The 18,333-nt window shown below is 56.5% G+C and carries 16 protein-coding genes; 8 read left to right on the top strand and 8 right to left on the bottom strand.

What is annotated here, in order from left to right; all coding sequences use genetic code 11:
- Positions 1-14: 14 nt before the first annotated feature.
- The 6 genes from ybiO to rhtA all read right to left on the bottom strand — a co-directional run bounded on the left by ybiO (position 15) and on the right by rhtA (position 6,620).
- Positions 15-2,228 carry a mechanosensitive channel protein gene (ybiO, locus tag IM299_RS12990; RefSeq protein WP_028012445.1) on the bottom strand — a complete coding sequence of 738 codons (2,214 nt, stop codon included), beginning with the start codon at positions 2,226-2,228 and terminating at the stop codon, positions 15-17.
- A 124-nt stretch (positions 2,229-2,352) separates the two neighbouring features.
- Positions 2,353-3,075 carry a glutamine ABC transporter ATP-binding protein GlnQ gene (gene glnQ / locus IM299_RS12985; RefSeq protein ID WP_028012446.1) on the bottom strand — a complete coding sequence of 241 codons (723 nt, stop codon included), beginning with the start codon at positions 3,073-3,075 and terminating at the stop codon, positions 2,353-2,355.
- Positions 3,072-3,731: a glutamine ABC transporter permease GlnP gene (glnP, locus tag IM299_RS12980; RefSeq protein WP_003858462.1), complete on the bottom strand. Its 660-nt coding sequence runs from the start codon at positions 3,729-3,731 to the stop codon at positions 3,072-3,074. The genes glnQ and glnP overlap by 4 nt, the downstream gene beginning before the upstream one ends.
- 93 nt (positions 3,732-3,824) lie before the next feature.
- Positions 3,825-4,568 carry a glutamine ABC transporter substrate-binding protein GlnH gene (gene glnH, locus IM299_RS12975; RefSeq protein WP_014831177.1) on the bottom strand — a complete coding sequence of 248 codons (744 nt, stop codon included), beginning with the start codon at positions 4,566-4,568 and terminating at the stop codon, positions 3,825-3,827.
- Positions 4,569-4,929: 361 nt separating this feature from the next.
- On the bottom strand, positions 4,930-5,433 hold the full coding sequence (gene dps / locus IM299_RS12970; protein ID WP_008501171.1) for a DNA starvation/stationary phase protection protein Dps: 504 nt from the start codon (positions 5,431-5,433) through the stop codon (positions 4,930-4,932).
- Between the two features lie 299 nt (positions 5,434-5,732).
- On the bottom strand, positions 5,733-6,620 hold the full coding sequence (rhtA, locus tag IM299_RS12965) for a threonine/homoserine exporter RhtA (RefSeq protein WP_193357606.1): 888 nt from the start codon (positions 6,618-6,620) through the stop codon (positions 5,733-5,735).
- A 355-nt stretch (positions 6,621-6,975) separates the two neighbouring features.
- On the opposite strand from rhtA, the gene ompX reads away from it, so the two are divergent.
- Positions 6,976-7,494 (top strand): outer membrane protein OmpX, encoded by a 519-nt coding sequence (gene ompX / locus IM299_RS12960; RefSeq protein WP_028012448.1) that lies wholly within the window; start codon positions 6,976-6,978, stop codon positions 7,492-7,494.
- A 117-nt stretch (positions 7,495-7,611) separates the two neighbouring features.
- On the opposite strand, the gene IM299_RS12955 is transcribed toward ompX, so the two are convergent.
- Positions 7,612-9,195 (bottom strand): phosphoethanolamine transferase, encoded by a 1,584-nt coding sequence (locus tag IM299_RS12955; RefSeq protein WP_028012449.1) that lies wholly within the window; start codon positions 9,193-9,195, stop codon positions 7,612-7,614.
- A 269-nt stretch (positions 9,196-9,464) separates the two neighbouring features.
- Positions 9,465-9,593 (bottom strand): manganase accumulation protein MntS, encoded by a 129-nt coding sequence (mntS, locus tag IM299_RS12950; protein WP_014831181.1) that lies wholly within the window; start codon positions 9,591-9,593, stop codon positions 9,465-9,467.
- A 183-nt stretch (positions 9,594-9,776) separates the two neighbouring features.
- Here mntS and mntR point away from each other — a divergent pair, with 183 nt between their 5' ends.
- From mntR to IM299_RS12915, 7 genes are all read left to right on the top strand, one after another.
- The gene (gene mntR, locus IM299_RS12945) at positions 9,777-10,250 is read left to right on the top strand and encodes a manganese-binding transcriptional regulator MntR (RefSeq protein ID WP_028012450.1); all 474 of its coding nucleotides are present in this window, start codon (positions 9,777-9,779) and stop codon (positions 10,248-10,250) included.
- Positions 10,247-11,356, top strand: a complete 1,110-nt coding sequence (locus IM299_RS12940; RefSeq protein WP_193357605.1) for an anion transporter — start codon at positions 10,247-10,249, stop codon at positions 11,354-11,356. The genes mntR and IM299_RS12940 overlap by 4 nt, the downstream gene beginning before the upstream one ends.
- Positions 11,357-11,457: 101 nt before the next feature.
- Positions 11,458-12,552 (top strand): HlyD family secretion protein, encoded by a 1,095-nt coding sequence (locus IM299_RS12935; RefSeq protein WP_041910714.1) that lies wholly within the window; start codon positions 11,458-11,460, stop codon positions 12,550-12,552.
- Positions 12,549-14,120 carry a DHA2 family efflux MFS transporter permease subunit gene (locus IM299_RS12930; protein ID WP_028012453.1) on the top strand — a complete coding sequence of 524 codons (1,572 nt, stop codon included), beginning with the start codon at positions 12,549-12,551 and terminating at the stop codon, positions 14,118-14,120. Before IM299_RS12935 ends, IM299_RS12930 begins: the two co-directional genes overlap by 4 nt.
- Positions 14,120-15,643: an efflux transporter outer membrane subunit gene (locus IM299_RS12925; protein WP_193357604.1), complete on the top strand. Its 1,524-nt coding sequence runs from the start codon at positions 14,120-14,122 to the stop codon at positions 15,641-15,643. The genes IM299_RS12930 and IM299_RS12925 overlap by 1 nt, the downstream gene beginning before the upstream one ends.
- Positions 15,644-15,747: 104 nt before the next feature.
- Complete coding sequence (locus IM299_RS12920; RefSeq protein WP_193357603.1) at positions 15,748-16,788, top strand: aldo/keto reductase; 1,041 nt, start codon at positions 15,748-15,750, stop codon at positions 16,786-16,788.
- A 148-nt stretch (positions 16,789-16,936) separates the two neighbouring features.
- On the top strand, positions 16,937-18,313 hold the full coding sequence (locus tag IM299_RS12915) for a glycoside hydrolase family 1 protein (protein ID WP_088204902.1): 1,377 nt from the start codon (positions 16,937-16,939) through the stop codon (positions 18,311-18,313).
- Positions 18,314-18,333 lie beyond the last annotated feature (20 nt).

Genomic DNA, 18,333 nt, shown 5'->3' with positions numbered 1-18,333 from the left:
GCCACCCGGCTCGGTTACAGCGTCGGCTCCTGCGGAGGGAGCGGCGAGGCGGGCGGCGACAATACCTGATACGTCTGCACCGGCGTTCGCACGTTCGCCAGATCGAAGTGCTTTTTCACCATGCTGTCGAGGGCAAAGCGCACCGTCCACTGCTTCAACGGCTGGGTGGTGAACGACACGCGCAGGGTGAACGCCGTGTTGGTCAGCCCAACGATGCCGGCAAACGACGGTTCGCCAATCACCAGCCCGCGAATATCCTCCATTTCCATCAGTTCACTGACCGCATCCCGCAGCGCCTGCTTCGCTTTGTCGGCATCTTCATGACGATCCACATCGTAGTTGGCCACAACGGAGCCAATGCCGCGCACAAAGTTGGCGAAGGTAGTGATCGATGACCAGGGAATGATGTGATATGCCCCGGTATCCTGACGCACGCCTACCGAGCGAATCGACATCCTCTCCACGGTACCGGTCAGCGGCCCGATGGTCACCAGATCCCCTGTGTTCATCCCGTTCTCAAACTGGATAAAGATGCCGGTAATAATATCCTTCACCAGCGTTTGCGAGCCGAAGGAGATCGCCAGACCCAGCGCGCCAGCACCCGCCAGCAGCGGGGCGATATTCACGCCGATTTCCGACAGCACAATCATGATGGTGATGGTGCTGATTATCACCGCCAGTGCATTGCGGAACAGGGTCAACAGCGTGCGCGCGCGGGCGCTGGGGAGCGGTCTGCCGTGAATATCCGATACCAGACGGTTCTCGATAAGGCTCGCCAGCAGCGTCCAGCCGACGGCGGAGAAGAACAGAATCAGCGCGATACGAATTAAAATATCGACGGTCTTCTCGCCTGCACCGTTATGCAGCCAGTTCCAGAAATCAAACAGGCTCCACGCATTCAGCAGCAGCATGATCGCCACGCAGACGGTAAGAATGCGCGCCACCTTAAGCGATACCGACATCCAGCCGTTCACCCGTTTTTGCAGTTCCGGATAATTACGCTGGACCTGCGGCGACAGGGTGATGGTTTTCGAGATCCAGCGGGACAACAGCCCGGACACAAACGCCGCGATGCCGATAATCGCCAGGCTTTTAAACGTCGCCCCCATCATAAATTTCAGGCTGTTTCCCGGGTCGAACAGCGAGAAGAAGCACAGCACAATAAAATACGCGCTTGCCAGCCAGTGCCACACCAGCGCGAAGGCGCGGATAAACAGACTGAAGAAAGAGAGGGAACGGTCGGCCAGATGCAGCAGACTCTCGGTGATCGTCCTTTTATTGTGAAAGATAAGGTACAGAGACCAGACGGTAATACAGAGCATAATCAGCACGTTCGCCAGCGCGCCAAACTGCACGTTGACCTGGTTGGAGATAATCGGCACGGCAACCAGCAGGCCGTATCCTATCAGCCCGCTGAGCACGCTTAGCCGCACGGCCCAGTATTTCGCGCTGTCGTCGTTGATGTTGAAAGGGCGAAGTTCAGGCACGCGCGGGCAAAAGATGACGCGCAGCACCGCTTTAAAAAATTCGATGAGCGCAAACGCATTCAGGAAGAGCGCCTGCTGGAAGGCAATGGTTTTGTTGCCCGTATTGAGGCGGTCCGCCAGCACCTGACCGACAAACAGCGTCAGGGCCAGCAGCAGTAAATCGATGATAAACGCTCCGGTAATCATGGCCGGGAGGTGCAGCCAGCTGCTTTTATGCTGATTTTTTTTCCGCCCCCAGTGGCCCATCTTCCGGTAGAGCGGCCAGGCGCACAGGCGCAGCAGCCAGTAAAAAATGAACACGGCACCCGCCAGAATCGCAAACTGCGTGGCGGCTGCGGTGAAGGTGTGGGGATTAAAAGGTTTATGCGAGGTGCCAACAAGATTTCGATAGAGCTGGGCAAAACGTGACGACAGGGCTTCCCCGTAGCGGCGGCTGATGTCGGTGACATTTTCCAGTACCGTCTTTTCCTCTTCGATCTGCGGTGGCGTAATGGTCGGAACCGGATCCTGAGGCGGCGTGGCGGCCACCTTCCTCAACTGATCGATCAGCTCCTGCCGGGAGGTGTCATTCTCAAGGACGTCGGCAAGTGCGCTATAGGCCGCTTTTTTTTGTTCTGCATCCGGCTCCGGAGGCGGCGTATTTTGCTGAGTAGCAGTTGCTCCGGTGGTGACGCCGGGGATTGCCACGGCGAGCGATGGCGTACTAAACAGGCTTATCAACAGCAGCAGGATCCACGGCACGGCGTCCTCCGACAAAAATATCGTGCAAAATGATAAGTATAGAGGGCGAGAGGCGGAGGGGAGTTTTTGGGAACAATCTGGCGTAAAAAAGCCGGGCAAGCCCGGCTCGGTATGTAGCGAGGGATCAGGAGACGTGCTGCAGGAACTCCTGCAGACGCTGGCTAGGCGGATTCGCGATCAATTCCTGCGGGTTACCGTCTTCGGCGATGCGGCCTTTATCAATAAAGATCAGGCGGGAAGCCACTTTCTCAGCAAAGCCGATTTCGTGGGTCACGATCACCATCGTCATCCCTTCTTCCGCCAGATCCTGCATGACTTTCAGCACCTCGTGGCGCAGCTCCGGGTCGAGTGCGGACGTCGGCTCATCAAACAGCATCATCTTCGGTTTCACCGCCAGCGCGCGGGCAATCGCCACGCGCTGCTGCTGGCCACCGGAGAGCTCGGAAGGGTAGTGGTGCGCACGCTCCGCCAGGCCAACCTTCGCCAACAGATCTTTTGCCAGCGCTTCCGCCGCCGCTTTGTTGGCACCGCGCACGCGCAGTGGGCCAAACATCACGTTTTCCAGCGCCGTCAGGTGCGGGAACAGGTAGAACTGCTGGAACACCATGCCCGCTTCCTGACGAATCAGACGCTCGTCCACTTTCGGGTCGTTTACCTTCAGACCGTCAACGATCAGATCGCCGCTGGTGATCTCTTCCAGCTTGTTGATGCAGCGCAGCAGGGTCGATTTACCGGAACCGGAAGGCCCGATAATCACCACCACTTCACCCTGCTTGATATTCAGATCGATATTGTGCAGCACCTGGGTTGGGCCAAAGTGCTTGGAGACGTTTTTAAATTCAATCACAGGATTTTCATCCTTCTTTCAAGACGGCGCAGAACGAAGCTCAGTACCAGCGTAATGATCAGATAAACAACGGCGACCGCACTCCAGATTTCCAGCGCGCGGAAGTTGCCTGCAATAATTTCCTGGCCCTGACGGGTCAGTTCGGCTACGCCGATAACGATGAACAGCGATGTATCTTTAATGCTGATGATCCACTGGTTACCCAGCGGCGGCAGCATGCGGCGCAGCGCCAGCGGGAGAATAACGTGACGGATCGTTTCGCGACGAGAAAGACCTAATGCCAGACCGGCTTCGCTGAAACCTTTATGAATCGACAGCACCGCCCCGCGGGTGATTTCCGCGATGTAGGCGCCCGAGTTGATCATAATGGTCACGACGGCCGCGCTGAACGGATCGATGCGCAGGTCGGTAAAGGCCATTGGCAGGGCGAAGTAGATAAACATGACCTGCACGACAATCGGGGTGCCGCGGATCACTTCGATGAAAACCAGTGCGATGTGGTTTGCAATCCAGCCACCGTAGGTGCGGGCGAAACCGGCGACAAGACCGATAATCAACCCACCTACCAGACCCAGGACCGAAATCCACAGGGTCATTTTAGCGCCTTCAAGCAAGAGTGGAATGGCAGGCCAGATGGCGCTCCAGTCAAACTGCATGATGTATTCCTGTATACCGTGGTGAAAAACGAAAAATGTAGGCCCGGCAAGCATGAGCGCCGCCGGGCGCTATAAACCTGAATTCAGGTAAAATTATTTAGGCTCAGTACCGAACCATTTTTTATAGATCTCGTTGTAGGTGCCGTTCTCTTTCAGCGTTTTCAGTGCGCCGTTAACTTTCGTGCGCAGATCGTCGCTGCCTTTCGGGAACGCGATACCGTACTGCTGAGCTTCCAGAGAGTCGCCCACGGCTTTGAACTTGCCGTTACCAGCCGTTTTAATGAAGTACAGGATGTTCGGCGTGTCGTGCAGAACAGCGTCAGCACGGTTGGTGCCGAGTTCCATATACGCGTTGTCAATGTTCGGGAACTGGCGCAGGTCTTTGGTTTTGATGTTCGCTTTCGCGTAATCCACGGAACCGGTGCCGCTTTTCACTGCCACCACTTTACCGTCGAGGTCTTTCACGCTTTTTACGTCGTTATTATCCGCTTTGACCATCACCAGCAGGCCGCTTTTGTAGTAGCCGTCAGAGAAGTCGATCGCTTTTTTACGTTCTTCGGTAATGGTGATGCCCGCCAGCGCCAGATCGACGTTTTTGGTTTGCAGCGCCGGGATGATGCCGCTGAAGTCCATCGGCTTCAGGGTGTAGTCCAGTTTGAGTTCTTTGGCGATAGCGGCCCACAGATCAACATCAAAACCAACGTATTTGTCACCCTGTTTGAATTCAAACGGAACGAACGCCGTGTCGGTCGCCACAACCAGTTTGTCGGCAGCCTGAGAGGACACCGCAAAAGCCAGGGTAAGTGCAGCCAGTGAAACTTTTAATACAGACTTCATAGCATTTCCTTTTATATCCACGGGGCGATCCCCTGCGAGAACGACTGGCACAATGAAAAAATCGTGCCAACTTTACAAGCTGTTGTTTTACAAAGGGGATGAAATCATACATTGCACAAAAAGCGTGGCAATGATGTCGTGTTGCACCAGCATGGAGCACCATTTTGGTGCGCTTCGTTTGGGTCAACTGACGGGGAGATATTAAGCGTAAATTCTGACGAAAAAACAATCTCCCATTAACGGTTGTGTGAGGTGATTATTACAATTTATTCACTTTTGCACCGTCTCAGGCAAAAACTGTGCACCATAAATGTGCAAAACCCTCACCAGAGGCGAGGGTTTGACAGGAAAGTCTTATGGATTACTCGATGTTAGATTCGATAAACCACAGGAACTGATCCAGGTCGCGGGATGCGGCGGTGAAGATGTCTGCGGTATCTTCATCCTTGGCTTCGCTAATCGCTTTGCGCACGTCATTGGCCACAATCGCGTAGCGGTCCGCCAGCTCTTTCAGGTGATCCTGAACGGTGTGGATATCCAGCGGGTAGCTTTTCAGCGGCGTTTTGCTGTTGATCACCTGCGTGGTCCCAAGCGCGACACCACCCAGCTGAACGGCACGTTCAGCCATCGTATCGAGGTGTGTCACCAGTGCTGTGCGGAAGCCATCCAGCATTTCATGGACGGCAATAAAGTTTGCACCGCGCATATTCCAGTGGGCCTGTTTGGTGATCAGCGAAAGATCGATGAACTGGATCACCTGGCGATTCAGCAACTCAATGGTCGCTTTTTTGTCGCTATCCGATACATCGTTACGGGTATAAAGCAGATTAGACGCTTTCGTTTTCACCAGTTTAGCGGTACTCATAATCTCATATCCTCTTGATGTTTATGTCCCAGGTAATTACGGAACTAAGTATAGCACCGGATTTTTTCTCTGCGGTCTGGCTGTGCCTATCGGTTTAATAGCAAGAAGGAGGTTGATAATTTAATTCATTGAAATTAATAGATAATTCTAAAATTGATACAGATCAATCTTAATTCTCCTGGAGGGGAATGGGTGGGGAAGGATATTTCGGTTATATGACAAACTATGTAAGAAATTATAACGGATGGCATTCTGGCCTTTATTCTGCATGGCCGTGAAGCCATGCAGAATATATGGCATTAGCCGATGTCGATTTTCTCAATTTTAGGTTCAGGGCGCATGGTGAGCGTTGACCCCATTGACGCCGCGATAATTGAGCAGAGCGCCAGCGTTTGGGTAAACGTCAGCGTTTCGCCCAGTAACACCATCCCGGAGATCGCCGCAAGGGCGGGCTCCATGCTCATCAGAGTGCCAAATATGCGCGTCGGCAGACGCGTCAGGGCAATCATCTCCAGAGAATAGGGGAGAGCCGTTGAAAGAATAGCGACCGCCAGCCCGATGGGCATGACTGACCATTGCCAGATAGACTCCGTGGCCTGCGCCATACCGATCGGCACAAAAACGATAGCCGCAATCACGGAACCCAGGGCGACCGTTGCCGGGCCATGCTCTTCACCCGCTCGCTGCCCGGTGAGTATATAGACAGCCCAGCAGGCTCCTGCTCCCAGCGCCAGCGCTGCGCCCGTGAGATCTATCTCAGAGACATTCTGGCCGAGCGGCAGCAGGAACCATAAGCCCAGAACGGCCAGCACGACCCAGATAAAATCCACCGGACGACGTGACGAGAAAAGCGCGACCGCCAGCGGGCCGGTAAACTCCAGCGCGACGGCAATCCCCAGCGGGATGGTCTGGATGGAGAGGTAGAACATATAGTTCATTGCCCCGAGGGACAGACCATAAAAAAGCAGGGGGAGACGTTGCTCTTTTTTGAAGCGCAGACGCCAGGGTTTGAAGATGACGACCAGTATCGCCGTTCCCAGCACGATACGCAGGGCTGTTACCCCGGGCGCACCCACCAGTGGAAAAAGCGATTTTGCCAGCGAAGCACCGCTTTGGATGGACAACATGGCAATAAGTATGACGGCTACCGGCAACCAGACCGACGACGTGCGGGATAACCCAGGCATCCTTTCTCCTGTCAGCTAATGTCAAGTGGAGTAAAGGTTGCAGTGTAAAGGAAATATACAGCTACGGTTGAGACTAGGTTGAAAAAAAAGACCCGTGAAATCCGTAAAATGGTTAAGCGCTGGTGGATTTATCACCTGAAAGATTAGGAATAATCTGGATGAATGTAACGGCGCAGACGCGCAATATGGGCGTTTAGTAGGAAAAATCGCATGTGATTTGAAAGAGTTAGCTGAGGTTGGAAACGTTCTGTTACAGGAAAGGCCTCATTAGACATCACGAATCACAAAGAGTTTCGCAAATTTTTTTGATATATTTAAAACTTACGGACTTACTTGAAGCACATTTGAGGTGGTTATGAAAAAAATTGCATGTCTTTCAGCACTGGCCGCTGTACTGGCTGTTTCCGCAGGTACCGCTGTAGCTGCTACTTCTACTGTAACTGGTGGTTACGCTCAGAGCGATATGCAGGGCGTGATGAACAAAACCAACGGTTTCAACCTGAAGTATCGTTACGAGCAGGATAACAACCCGCTGGGCGTGATCGGTTCTTTCACCTACACCGAGAAAGATCGTACTGAAAACGGCGCATACAACAAAGGCCAGTACTACGGTATCACTGCTGGTCCAGCTTACCGTCTGAACGACTGGGCGAGCATCTACGGTGTTGTAGGTGTTGGCTACGGTAAATTCCAGCAGACCGAAAACCAGGGTCTGAACCGCACTGCAAGCAACAGCGACTACGGCTTCTCCTATGGCGCAGGCCTGCAGTTCAACCCAATCCAGGACGTGGCTCTGGACTTCTCCTATGAGCAGAGCCGTATCCGCAACGTTGACGTTGGCACCTGGATCGCGGGCGTAGGTTACCGCTTCTAATCACTTCGGTGAGCTAATAAAAAATCCGCCCAATGTGGCGGATTTTTTTTAGCTTTTTCCCTCTCCTTGTGGGAGAGGGTCAGGGTGAGGGCATCAGACCGCACGAGATCGCACAGCTTACTTACTCTTAATATCAAAAATATCGGTACCCAGATGGTTATAGTCAACTTTCTGTAACTTGAAGTTGGTAACGTACACTGGGGGCGCTTTCTTGTTGGAGATAAACGGGTAATCATTTTTTATCTCTTTGGCCTTAATCCCCGTCCACTGCGAGAAGAACTGCAGGAAATCATTCGCCGAGCGCCGCGCTTTGATAACGCGATGCGTTTTATCATCACTCGACAGCACCATAAATGGCACCTGGAAATTTTGCTGGAACTGGTCGTCGTGCGCCAGATACTGCACTTCTTTGCCACGCTCTTTAAACGCCAGCCCGTGATCAGAGAAATAGACCACAGAGAAGCTTTCGCCCGTATTGCGCAGCTGATCGTAAAGCTTGCTGAGCAGCTCGTCGGTTTGCGTCATGGTATAGAGATAGCAAGAGGTCTCTTTCGACTGCACAAACTCCGCGTATTTACCGCCAGTGCGATCGCAGGCCTGCGGGTGCGATCCCATCAGGTGCAGAACAATCAGCTGCGGCTGGGTGCGCGGGGTAGCAAAGACCTGCGCCGTCATCTTCAGCAGCGCCTCGTCTTTGGTGTTTTTGTCGGCTTCAAAATCGCCGCTCTTCAGGAACTGCACTTCGTCAGCACGCTTAGCAATACTGGCGATGGCGGTGTCGTATTCGCCAATTTGCCCCTGATTGGAGAACCACCAGGTCTGAAAACCGGCGCGGTTGGCCAGCGTGACGAAATTATCCTGAAACTGAGGTTTGCCATCCACCACGCGGTTCAGCGTCAGGCCGAGCGATTTCTGCGTCGAGCCGCTGGCCGCCACATAATCGGTAAACAGGGTGCCGTTGACAGAGCTGGCAAACGGTGTGTTATTCCAGTGCCCGCCGAATGCGCCCAGCGCGTCGCGACGTGCGCTCTCGCCAATCACCACCACATAGGTATGGTATTTCGGCTTAACCGCCAGCACGTTCCAGGTGTCTTTCATATTGGAAAGTTCAGCCATGCGCGCCTGCTCGTCGAGAACCTCTTTATTGTTCACGACGACGTCTTTAACGAAACGGAACACCGGATAGCCCGTATCTTTCAGCTTGAACACGCCGCCCCAGGCCAGGTTTTGCACCGGCGCAACGAAAAACGTCCCCACGCTAAACGCCAGGCACAGAGACTCCATTTTTCCCCATGATCTCTTCGCGTCTGCTTTGCGACGAACCGCGATGACGCCAAGCGCAAAGATAAAGAGGCCGACGACGTAGCTGTACCAGGGGAAGATCGTCAGGATCTCCGTCGACTCTTCCATATTGGTGGAGTGCAGCGCCAGCAGGGTGTTGAAGTTTGGCGCGCCGTAGGCCTGGCCAAACGGGAAATACATCGCAGCAATCAGCGAACAGACCCCTACCAACGCTTTCTGCACGCGCGGGGCCGCTCGCCACAGCACATGCAGGATGCAGGTGAAAGCCACTGCATAAAGCAGGCTGAAGGGATAGCCGAGCGCAAAGTTAATCAGCAGCGACTGCAAAAAGTAAAATCCCGTCCACGGGCTTAAGGCCCGGCTGCGGGTAACGATGGTATCTATCAGGGTTACATTCATAGGTCACTATCACAAAAACGCCATGTGCTCACCCTGGCGCCAAGGGTCAAAGCCTGCCGGACAGTGCGTGGAAAGGGAATGAGAGGTCCGCTTCAGCGAGCCGCAAATTGTGCAGGGCTGCAAGAAGATAGTGCGAGCGTGAATTAAGGTCAACAGTTGCTAAACAGATGTTTTGCGAAGGGGGCTGCAAATCCGCAAAAATTATCGGGAATTGGTCAGTTTACAGCGGAAGTGTGACAGAAAAATGAAGCGGCGTACCGCAACGCCGCTTAGTGGGAAGGTTTGTCGTCCTGATGCGGTTTGTTGTTAAACATATCGCACAGCATGTTCAACAGCATTAAGCGCACTTTAAAAGGAGAGTGGGTAAACACGGTCATGCACCTCTTGAATTCGTTCATGAGACCTCCTGATGTTTGATCCCTTCGATCCGTGAAGGGTGACTGCATTACATACAGATATAGCACAGGCTATATTGTATAGCTATGGCTATTTCGTTAATTTTTTGTGCTTGTGGAGGGATGGTTTACAATGTGCGCTCTCGATACCGGGCGCTGGAAGCGTCACCCCAATGAGGAAGTACAATGAACCGTCGCGCAGGTAAGCCAGCCATTAAAAAAACGACGCAACTGGTGAATGTTGAAGAACATGTCGAAGGTTTTCGCCAGGTACGTGAAGCGCACCGGCGTGAACTGATTGATGATTATGTTGAACTGATTTCCGATCTGATCCGCGAGGTTGGGGAAGCGCGTCAGGTCGATATGGCCGCCAGGCTCGGGGTTTCGCAGCCAACGGTCGCTAAAATGTTAAAACGTCTGGCCTCGGTAGGCCTGATCGAAATGATCCCCTGGCGCGGCGTGTTTCTGACGCCGGAAGGGGAGAAGCTTGCGCAGGAGAGCCGCGAGCGCCATCAGCTTGTCGAGAACTTTTTGCTGGTGCTGGGCGTCAGCCCGGAAATTGCCCGACGGGATGCGGAAGGAATGGAGCACCACGTTAGCGAAGAGACGCTGGTGAAGTTTCGCGAATTTACCCTTAAATATGGTCCCTCCGCTGAATGAAAATCCCTGGACTGCAGGCCCTGTCACGCGATCGTTTCTTCCATCTCTTATTAATCATTGGCGCCGGGTTAAGCCTGTTTGTGCCGTTTGCGCCACAGGCCTGGTCTGCGGCGATTGACTGGCGCACCATCATCACCCTGAGTGGGTTAATGATGCTGACCAAAGGGGTCGAGCTGAGCGGCTATTTTGACGTCCTGGGGCGTAAAATGGTGCGCCATTTTGCCACCGAGCGCAGGCTGGCCCTGTTTATGGTGTTCTCCGCCGCGGTGCTGTCGACGTTTCTGACCAACGATGTGGCGCTGTTTATCATCGTGCCCCTCACGCTCACCCTGCGTAAGCTTTGCGAGATCCCGGTCAGCAGACTGATCATCTTTGAAGCGCTCGCCGTTAACGCCGGTTCTCTGTTGACGCCCATCGGCAACCCGCAAAATATTCTTCTCTGGGGACGTTCCGGTCTGTCATTCGCCGCCTTTACCTGGCAGATGGCGCCTCTGGCGCTGGTGATGATGTTGTCGCTGCTGGCGGTCTGCTGGTTCGCGTTTCCGGATAAAAAGCTGCAATACCATAGCGGGACCACGGGCCCGCAGTGGCAGCCGCGGCTGGTCTGGAGCTGCCTCGGGCTGTATATCGTCTTTCTGTTCGCCCTGGAGCTGAAGTATGAGCTGGCGGGCGTCCTGCTCGTCGCCGCGGGCTTTGTCGTGCTGGCGCGGCGCGTGCTGGTGAGCGTGGACTGGACGCTGTTGCTGGTCTTTATGGCGATGTTCATCGACGTGCATCTGCTTATTCAGCTTCCGGTGCTACAAAACGTTCTGCACAGCGTCAGCACGCTGTCGCAGCCGGGACTGTGGCTGACGGCGATTGGCCTGTCGCAGTTTATCAGCAACGTGCCTGCCACCATTCTACTGCTCAACTACGTTCCGCCGGACACGCTGCTGGCCTGGGCGGTGAACATCGGTGGGTTTGGGCTGCTGCCCGGCTCCCTGGCAAACCTGATCGCCCTGCGCATGGCCAACGACCGTCGCATCTGGTGGCGCTTCCATCTCTGGTCGATCCCGATGCTGCTCTGGGCTGCGGCGATCGGTTTCGGACTATTCCTTCTCATATAGTGCGCAATTTGTCAGTTTTTCCTGGCAAATGTATAGCAACGTCCTAGCTTTAGTGAACGGCATAGTGTGATGCCGCTCACTGACAGGACCGTTGCTGAATTATGGCAGAAGAACAAAATCCACCTGCTGACGAGCAGGATAAAAACAATAACGAGCGTAAACGCCCGGGCAAAAAACCGTTAATTATCCTTGGCATCGTGGTCATCGTGATGGTGATCGTGGCGCTGGTCTGGTGGTTTTTAACCCGCAACGAAGAGACCACCGACGACGCCTTTACCGACGGCGACGTGGTGACCATTGCCCCCAAAACGGCGGGCTACGTTACCGAGCTTCGCGTGCGGGATAACCAGCGCGTGAAGAAAGGGGACGTGCTGGTGGTGATCGATCCTCGCGATACCACCGCCCAGCGCGATCAGGCTCAGGCTCAGCTTGGGCTGGCTATCGCGCAGCTGCATCAGGCCCAGGCGCAGCTGGCGCTCTCAAAAGTGCAGTATCCCGCCCAGCGTGACGAAGCCAAAGCGCAGGTGTTGAAAGCGCAGGCCGATCTGGCGAACGCGCAGGCGGAATACCGGCGCCAGCGCGGCGTTGACCCGCGCGCGACCACCCAGCAAAGTATTGATTCTGCGAACGCTCAGCTGCGCAGCGCCCAGGCTGGCCTTGCCAGCGCACAGGCGCAGCTGGAAGTGGCGGAGCAGGTACAGCTGCAAATCCGCCAGCAGGAGACCAACGTCGAAGCCCGCGAGCGTCAGGTCGAACAGGCCAAAGCGCAGCTGGAAACCGCGAACCTGAACCTCTCTTACACCGAAGTCCGCGCCCCGTTCGACGGCTTTGTCACCAAACGCAACGTGCAGCCCGGCACGCTGGTTCAGGCGGGCACCGCGCTGTTCTCGCTGGTCTCCCCGAACGTATGGGTGGTGGCGAACTTTAAAGAGTCCCAGCTTGAGCGCATGAAGCCCGGCGATAAGGTTAGCGTCTCCGTGGATGCCTGGCCGGATATGGAGCTTGAAGGCCATATCGACAGCATCCAGCAGGGCAGCGGCTCGCGCTTCTCCGCCTTCCCGTCGGAAAACGCCACCGGTAACTTCGTGAAGATTGTTCAGCGCGTACCGGTAAAAATCGTCATTGATAAAGGTCTGGATCCGAACAAGCCGCTGCCGCTGGGGCTGTCGGTTGAACCGAAGGTCACCGTGGAATGACGGATCATAGCCACGATAACTGGAAGCCCGCCAGTAACCCGTGGGCGGTGGCGATTGTCGTCACCCTGGCGGTGTTCATGGAAATTCTGGACACTACCATCGTCAACGTCGCGCTGCCGCACGTGGCGGGGTCGCTCTCGGCCAGCTACGACGAATCCACCTGGGTACTGACAAGCTACCTGGTGGCGAACGGCATCGTGCTGCCCATCTCGGCGTTCCTGAGCCGGCTGTTTGGCCGCAAGCAGTTCTTCCTCATTTGCATCGTGATGTTCACCATCTGCTCGTTCCTGTGCGGCATCGCCACCGAGCTGTGGCAAATCATCCTGTTCCGCGTGATGCAGGGCTTCTTTGGCGGCGGGTTGCAGCCCACCCAGCAGTCGGTGCTGCTTGACTACTTCAAGCCGGAGGACAGGGGCAAAGCGTTTGGGCTTTCCTCCATTGCGATTATCGTCGCGCCGGTGCTCGGCCCGACGCTGGGGGGCTGGATCACCGACAACTACTCCTGGCGCTGGGTGTTCTTTATCAACATCCCGGTAGGGATTGTGACGGTGCTGGCGATCTACCAGCTGCTGGAAGATCCGCCGTGGGAGAGCAAATCAAAAGAGAAGCTGACCATCGACTGGACGGGGATCGGCCTGATCGCCCTCGGTCTGGGTTGTTTGCAGGTCATGCTTGACCGGGGAGAGGATGACGACTGGTTCTACTCGAACTTTATCCGCACCTTCGCGGTGCTGACGCTGGTCGGCATTATCGGCGCAATCTACTGGCTGATGTATGCCAAAAAGCCGGTGGTGGATCTGCACTGCATGAAGGACCGCAACTTCGCGATCTCCAGCCTGCTGATGGCGGGGATGGCGATGATCCTCTACGGCAGCTCGGTGGTGATCCCGCAGCTGGCGCAGCAGGATCTGGGCTATACCGCGACCTGGTCCGGGCTGGTGCTCTCGCCCGGCGCGGTGCTGATCGTGCTGACCATCCCGCTGGTGCTGAAGCTGATGCCGGTGGTGCAGACGCGCTGGATCATCGCCTTTGGCTTTACCTGCCTGGCGGTGTCGTTCTTCTGGTCGCGCACGCTGACGCCGGATATTGACTTCGAAACCCTGGTGCTGTTCCGCAGCGCCCAGTCGATTGGTCTGGGGTTCCTGTTTGTGCCGCTCACCACCATCGCCTTCATCTCGATACCGAGACGGCTCAACGCCGATGCGGCGGCGCTGTTTACCATGTTCCGCAACGTGGCGGGATCCATCGGGATTTCGCTCTCGACGGCGGCCATCACCGAGCGCGCGCAGGCGCACAGCGCGCACCTTGCCTACCACGCCTCGCCGTTTAACGAGCAGTTCCAGCTGGCGATTCGCGAAAGCGCCCAGGCGATCCAGAACTTCACCACCCAGGTGGGCGATCCGACCGGGATTGCCACCGGGCGGATGTACCAGACGATGATCGAGCAGTCCCGCTTTTTGGCCTACATCGACGTCTTCACCATTCTGAGCGCCGTGGCCTTGCTATTGATTCCGTTTTGTTTGTTGCTCTCGCCGGTTAAGAGCGAGGGGAGTGCAGGAGCACACTGATGATACACAGACGTTTACACCCCCTGATGATAATGATGCTGCTGGTGGGCTGCGCCGTCGGGCCGGACTACCAGCAGCCTGCGCCACCCGCCGTTACGCACTGGAACGATAAGGGCGACAGCGCGGTAAAATCGCAAACCACCTCCGCCGCGACCAATCCGCGCTGGTGGAAAACCTTCGGCTCGCCGCAGCTCGACAGTCTGGTTGAACGCGCCATCGCCGGAAACCTGACGCTGCAGCAAACGGTACTGCGCATTGCCGGGGCGCGTGAGCAGATTAACCAGGCGGGCGGGGCATTTTTCCCGTCGGTTAACGGCAATCTGCAGGCGACGCGCCAGCAGCTCGGGCTGGAAGGGGAGCTAAAATCCCACGGCGTGTACGACCAGCTGGATAATGGCGACCCTGAACTCAGAGGCGCGCTGGGACCGCTGACGCAGCCGATTAACCTTTATCAGGGCAGCTTCGACGCCCAGTGGGAAATCGACCTCTGGGGCAAGGTGCGCCGTCAGGTGGAAGCCGCCGAGGCGCAGCAGAAGGCCGCCATCGAACAGCGTAACGATGCGCTGGTGTCGCTGGAAGCGGAAGTGGCGCGCGCGTGGCTCCAGCTGCGCGGGGCACAGAGCATTATCGCTACCCTGAACACCCAGATTAAAAGCGCGCAGCAGACGCTGGACCTGACCGAAAGCCGCCAGCGCGGCGGGCTGTCGCCGCAGATGGACGTGGAAAACGCCCGGGCGCAGCTGGGTAATCTTGAAGCCCAGCTGCCGCAGTATCAGGCCCAGGAACGCCAGGCGATGAACGGGCTGGCTATTCTGCTCGGCAAGCCGCCGGGGGCGCTGGATAGCGAGCTGCAATCCGCACAGCCAATGCCCGCGCTGCCGGATATCGTGCAGACTGGTATACCGTCCACGCTGGCGCGCCGCCGTCCGGACGTGCGCGAAGCGGAGGCCAACCTTCATGCCGCCACGGCGCAGATTGGCGTCTCGGTGGCCCAGCTGTTCCCGAGCTTTACCCTCTCCGGACAGTTTGGCCTGCGCAACAGCGAATCCGGCTGGCTGACCGACTGGAGCAGCCACTTCTACAGCTTCGGCCCGCAGATTTCCATTCCGATTTTCCAGGGGGGTCGACTGGTCTCCAGCGTCAAGGTGGCGCGCGCGCAGCAGGGCGCTGCGGTACTGGACTATCGCCAGACGGTGCTCACCGCGCTCGGCGATGTCGAAAATGCCCTGGTGAGCTATCGCACCGACCAGCAGCGTGAGGCGGGTCTCGCGAAAACCATCGACGCCCTGCAAAACGCCTTTGATCTTGCCAGCGACAGCTACCGGCAGGGGATCGCCAGCTTTATCGACGTGCTGGACGCCCAGCGTCAGCTGGCGCAGGCCGAGCAGCAGCGCGCGCAGGCGCAGGTACAAAGCGCTCTCGATCTGGTGGCGCTCTACAAGGCGCTCGGCGGCGGCTGGGAGCCGTATCAGCAGGTGCAGCTCCCGGACTACAGCATCTTTGGCGACGCCCCGCGCGGATAAATATTCAGAGGATTGGGCAAGAAACGGACAGGAACGCCACATTCGCGATGGCTGAGGGGCGGGTATAACTATCGGGTACCCAATCGACATGCGAGGATTATCTTATGCGTTATCAAAAACTGGGCAACACCGGTCTGTTCGTTTCTGAACTGTGCCTCGGCACCATGACCTTCGGCGGAGAAGGCGGCATGTGGGGCAAGATTGGTCAGCTCCAGCAGAGCGAAGCAGAACAGCTGGTGGGCCGCGCGCTGGACGCGGGTATCAACTTTATCGATACCGCCGACGTCTATTCGGAAGGGCGCTCGGAGGCGATCCTCGGCCAGGCACTGAAAAACCTCAACGTCCCGCGCGAGAATGTGGTGGTTGCCACCAAGGTGTTCGGCGAAACGGGCACCGCCGGGGTGAACTCGCGCGGCAGCTCGCGCTATCACATCATCAGCAGCGTGAAGGAGAGCCTGCGCCGCCTGCAGCTCGATCATATCGATCTCTATCAGCTTCACGGTTTCGATCCGGCCACGCCGATTGAGGAGACGCTGTATGCGCTGGATAACCTGGTGCAGCACGGCCACGTGCGCTACATCGGCGTCTCGAACTGGGCGGCGTGGCAGATAGCCAAAGCGCTGGGCATTTCCGAGCGACTCGGGCTGGCGCGTTTCGCATCCCTCCAGGCGTATTACACCATCGCCGGGCGCGATCTTGAGCGCGAGCTGGTGCCGATGATGCAGAGCGAAGGCGTCGGGCTGATGGTCTGGAGCCCACTGGCGGGCGGCCTGCTGAGTGGAAAATATGGTCGCGACGGGCAGAGCGAAGCCGGTAGCCGCCGTCTGGCGTTCGACTTCCCGCCGGTGGACAAAGATCGCGCCTTTGACTGCGTGGACGTGATGCGCGTGATTGCCGAAAGTAAGGGCGTCTCCGTCGCACAAATCGCGCTGGCGTGGCTGCTGCATCAGAAAGCGGTGACCAGCGTCATCATTGGCGCGAAACGCGTTGAACAGCTGGACGACAACATTGCCGCCACCGGGATCCGTCTCAGCGAAGACGAGCTTCAGCAGCTTGATGCGGTGAGCGCGCTGCCGCGGGAATATCCTGGCTGGATGCTGGAGCGGCAGGGGGAGTATCGCCGCAATCAGCTCGCGCAGCAGTAACCTTTCTTGCCCCGGTCGCGCATCGCTTACCGGGGCTTTTTTCCCCGCATTCCTCACAAAAAACGATCCTCCCCTTTGATCGAAATTTCATCTTCGCCTATATGACTAGTCATGAGATTTTAAATGACTAGTCATATAGGGAGAGAGCATGAACAATTCACTGCCGGCCAACTTTTTATGGGGCAACTCGGTGTCCAGCATGCAGACGGAAGGGGCCTGGAACGAGGGTGGGAAGGGGATGTCGGTGTACGACATTCGTGAAGCCGGAGAAAACGTCTCCGACTGGAAGGTGGCAACCGACTCCTACCATCGCTACCGGGAAGATTTCGACCTGATGCAGGATCTGGGCATGAACTGCTACCGCTTCCAGATCTCCTGGAGCCGCGTCTGCCCGCAGGGCGACGGCGCGTTCAACGACGAGGGCATCGCCTTTTACGACCGCTTTATTGACGATCTCATCGCCCGCGGCATCGAGCCGATGGTCTGCCTCTACCACTTCGACATGCCGCTGGCGCTGGCGCAGGAGTACAACGGCTTCAACGATCGCCGCGTGGTGGAGGCTTTTATCCGCTACGGCAAAAAGATGATCGACTGCTTCGGCGACCGGGTAAAGTACTGGCTGACCTTTAACGAGCAGAACATCTTCCATATGCCGGAAGCGTTCCGCATTTCCGGCTATATGAAAGGCGAGAAAACCCTGCGCGAGCTGTATGAGCTTCAGCACCATGCGATGGTGGCGCACATGTCGCTGACCGAATACCTGCACCAGACTAAGCCAGGCCAGCTAATGGGCGGCATGCTGGCGCACCAGCTGATCTATCCGGCCACCTGCAAGCCGCGCGATATCTTCTGCGCCCAGCAGTATGACGAATTCCTCAACCAGAACCTGCTGCGCGTTTTTGCCGGCCAGGGCTACAGCCCGGCGGTGATGGCGGTGGTGGAGCAGGAGGGCTTTGGTGATATCTATCGCGCCGACGATCTCGCTCTGTTTGCCCGCACGAAAAACGACTTTATGGCCTTCAGCTACTACGCCAGCAAAACGCTGGATAGCGATGCGATCCCGGAAGGCACGCCGGTCAACTATTACCTGCTGCACGGTGAGAAAAATAACCCCTACCTGAAAGCCACCGAGTGGAACTGGCAGATCGACCCGCTCGGTTTTCGCACCATCATCACTCGCTATGCCAACGACTGGCGGATGCCGGTCTTCCCGATAGAAAACGGCATTGGCGTGATTGAGTCCTGGGACGGGGTCAACCCGATTGAGGACACCTACCGCATCGACTACCACCGGGCGCATATCGAGGCCATGAAGGAAGCCATATTCGAGGATGGCGCAGAGGTCATTGGCTATCTCGGCTGGGGGTTAATTGACATTCTCAGCTCGCAGGGGGACATGCGTAAGCGCTACGGTGTGGTCTACGTCAACCGCGAGAATCACGACCTGAAAGACCTTAAGCGCGTGCCGAAGAAGAGCTACGCGTGGTTAAAACAGGTTATCCATACCAACGGACGCGAGATGTAAGCCGTACGCTGCCGGGCCGT

Source organism: Enterobacter cloacae complex sp. P47BA (assembly GCF_014930485.1).
GTDB lineage: Bacteria > Pseudomonadota > Gammaproteobacteria > Enterobacterales > Enterobacteriaceae > Enterobacter > Enterobacter bugandensis.
The sequence above is the reverse complement of the archived record's forward strand: the minus strand, read 5'-3'. Positions and strand labels throughout refer to the sequence as shown.

What these genes read in the sequence shown, in the direction of transcription:
- glnP (WP_003858462.1), bottom strand. Translation starts at nt 3,731, where the DNA reads ATGCAGTTTGACTGGAGCGCCATCTGGCCTGCCATTCCACTCTTGCTT.
- glnH (WP_014831177.1), bottom strand. Translation starts at nt 4,568, where the DNA reads ATGAAGTCTGTATTAAAAGTTTCACTGGCTGCACTTACCCTGGCTTTT.
- dps (WP_008501171.1), bottom strand. Translation starts at nt 5,433, where the DNA reads ATGAGTACCGCTAAACTGGTGAAAACGAAAGCGTCTAATCTGCTTTAT.
- rhtA (WP_193357606.1), bottom strand. Translation starts at nt 6,620, where the DNA reads ATGCCTGGGTTATCCCGCACGTCGTCGGTCTGGTTGCCGGTAGCCGTC.
- ompX (WP_028012448.1), top strand. Translation starts at nt 6,976, where the DNA reads ATGAAAAAAATTGCATGTCTTTCAGCACTGGCCGCTGTACTGGCTGTT.
- IM299_RS12955 (WP_028012449.1), bottom strand. Translation starts at nt 9,195, where the DNA reads ATGAATGTAACCCTGATAGATACCATCGTTACCCGCAGCCGGGCCTTA.
- mntS (WP_014831181.1), bottom strand. Translation starts at nt 9,593, where the DNA reads ATGAACGAATTCAAGAGGTGCATGACCGTGTTTACCCACTCTCCTTTT.
- mntR (WP_028012450.1), top strand. Translation starts at nt 9,777, where the DNA reads ATGAACCGTCGCGCAGGTAAGCCAGCCATTAAAAAAACGACGCAACTG.
- IM299_RS12940 (WP_193357605.1), top strand. Translation starts at nt 10,247, where the DNA reads ATGAAAATCCCTGGACTGCAGGCCCTGTCACGCGATCGTTTCTTCCAT.
- IM299_RS12935 (WP_041910714.1), top strand. Translation starts at nt 11,458, where the DNA reads ATGGCAGAAGAACAAAATCCACCTGCTGACGAGCAGGATAAAAACAAT.
- IM299_RS12930 (WP_028012453.1), top strand. Translation starts at nt 12,549, where the DNA reads ATGACGGATCATAGCCACGATAACTGGAAGCCCGCCAGTAACCCGTGG.
- IM299_RS12925 (WP_193357604.1), top strand. Translation starts at nt 14,120, where the DNA reads ATGATACACAGACGTTTACACCCCCTGATGATAATGATGCTGCTGGTG.
- IM299_RS12920 (WP_193357603.1), top strand. Translation starts at nt 15,748, where the DNA reads ATGCGTTATCAAAAACTGGGCAACACCGGTCTGTTCGTTTCTGAACTG.
- IM299_RS12915 (WP_088204902.1), top strand. Translation starts at nt 16,937, where the DNA reads ATGAACAATTCACTGCCGGCCAACTTTTTATGGGGCAACTCGGTGTCC.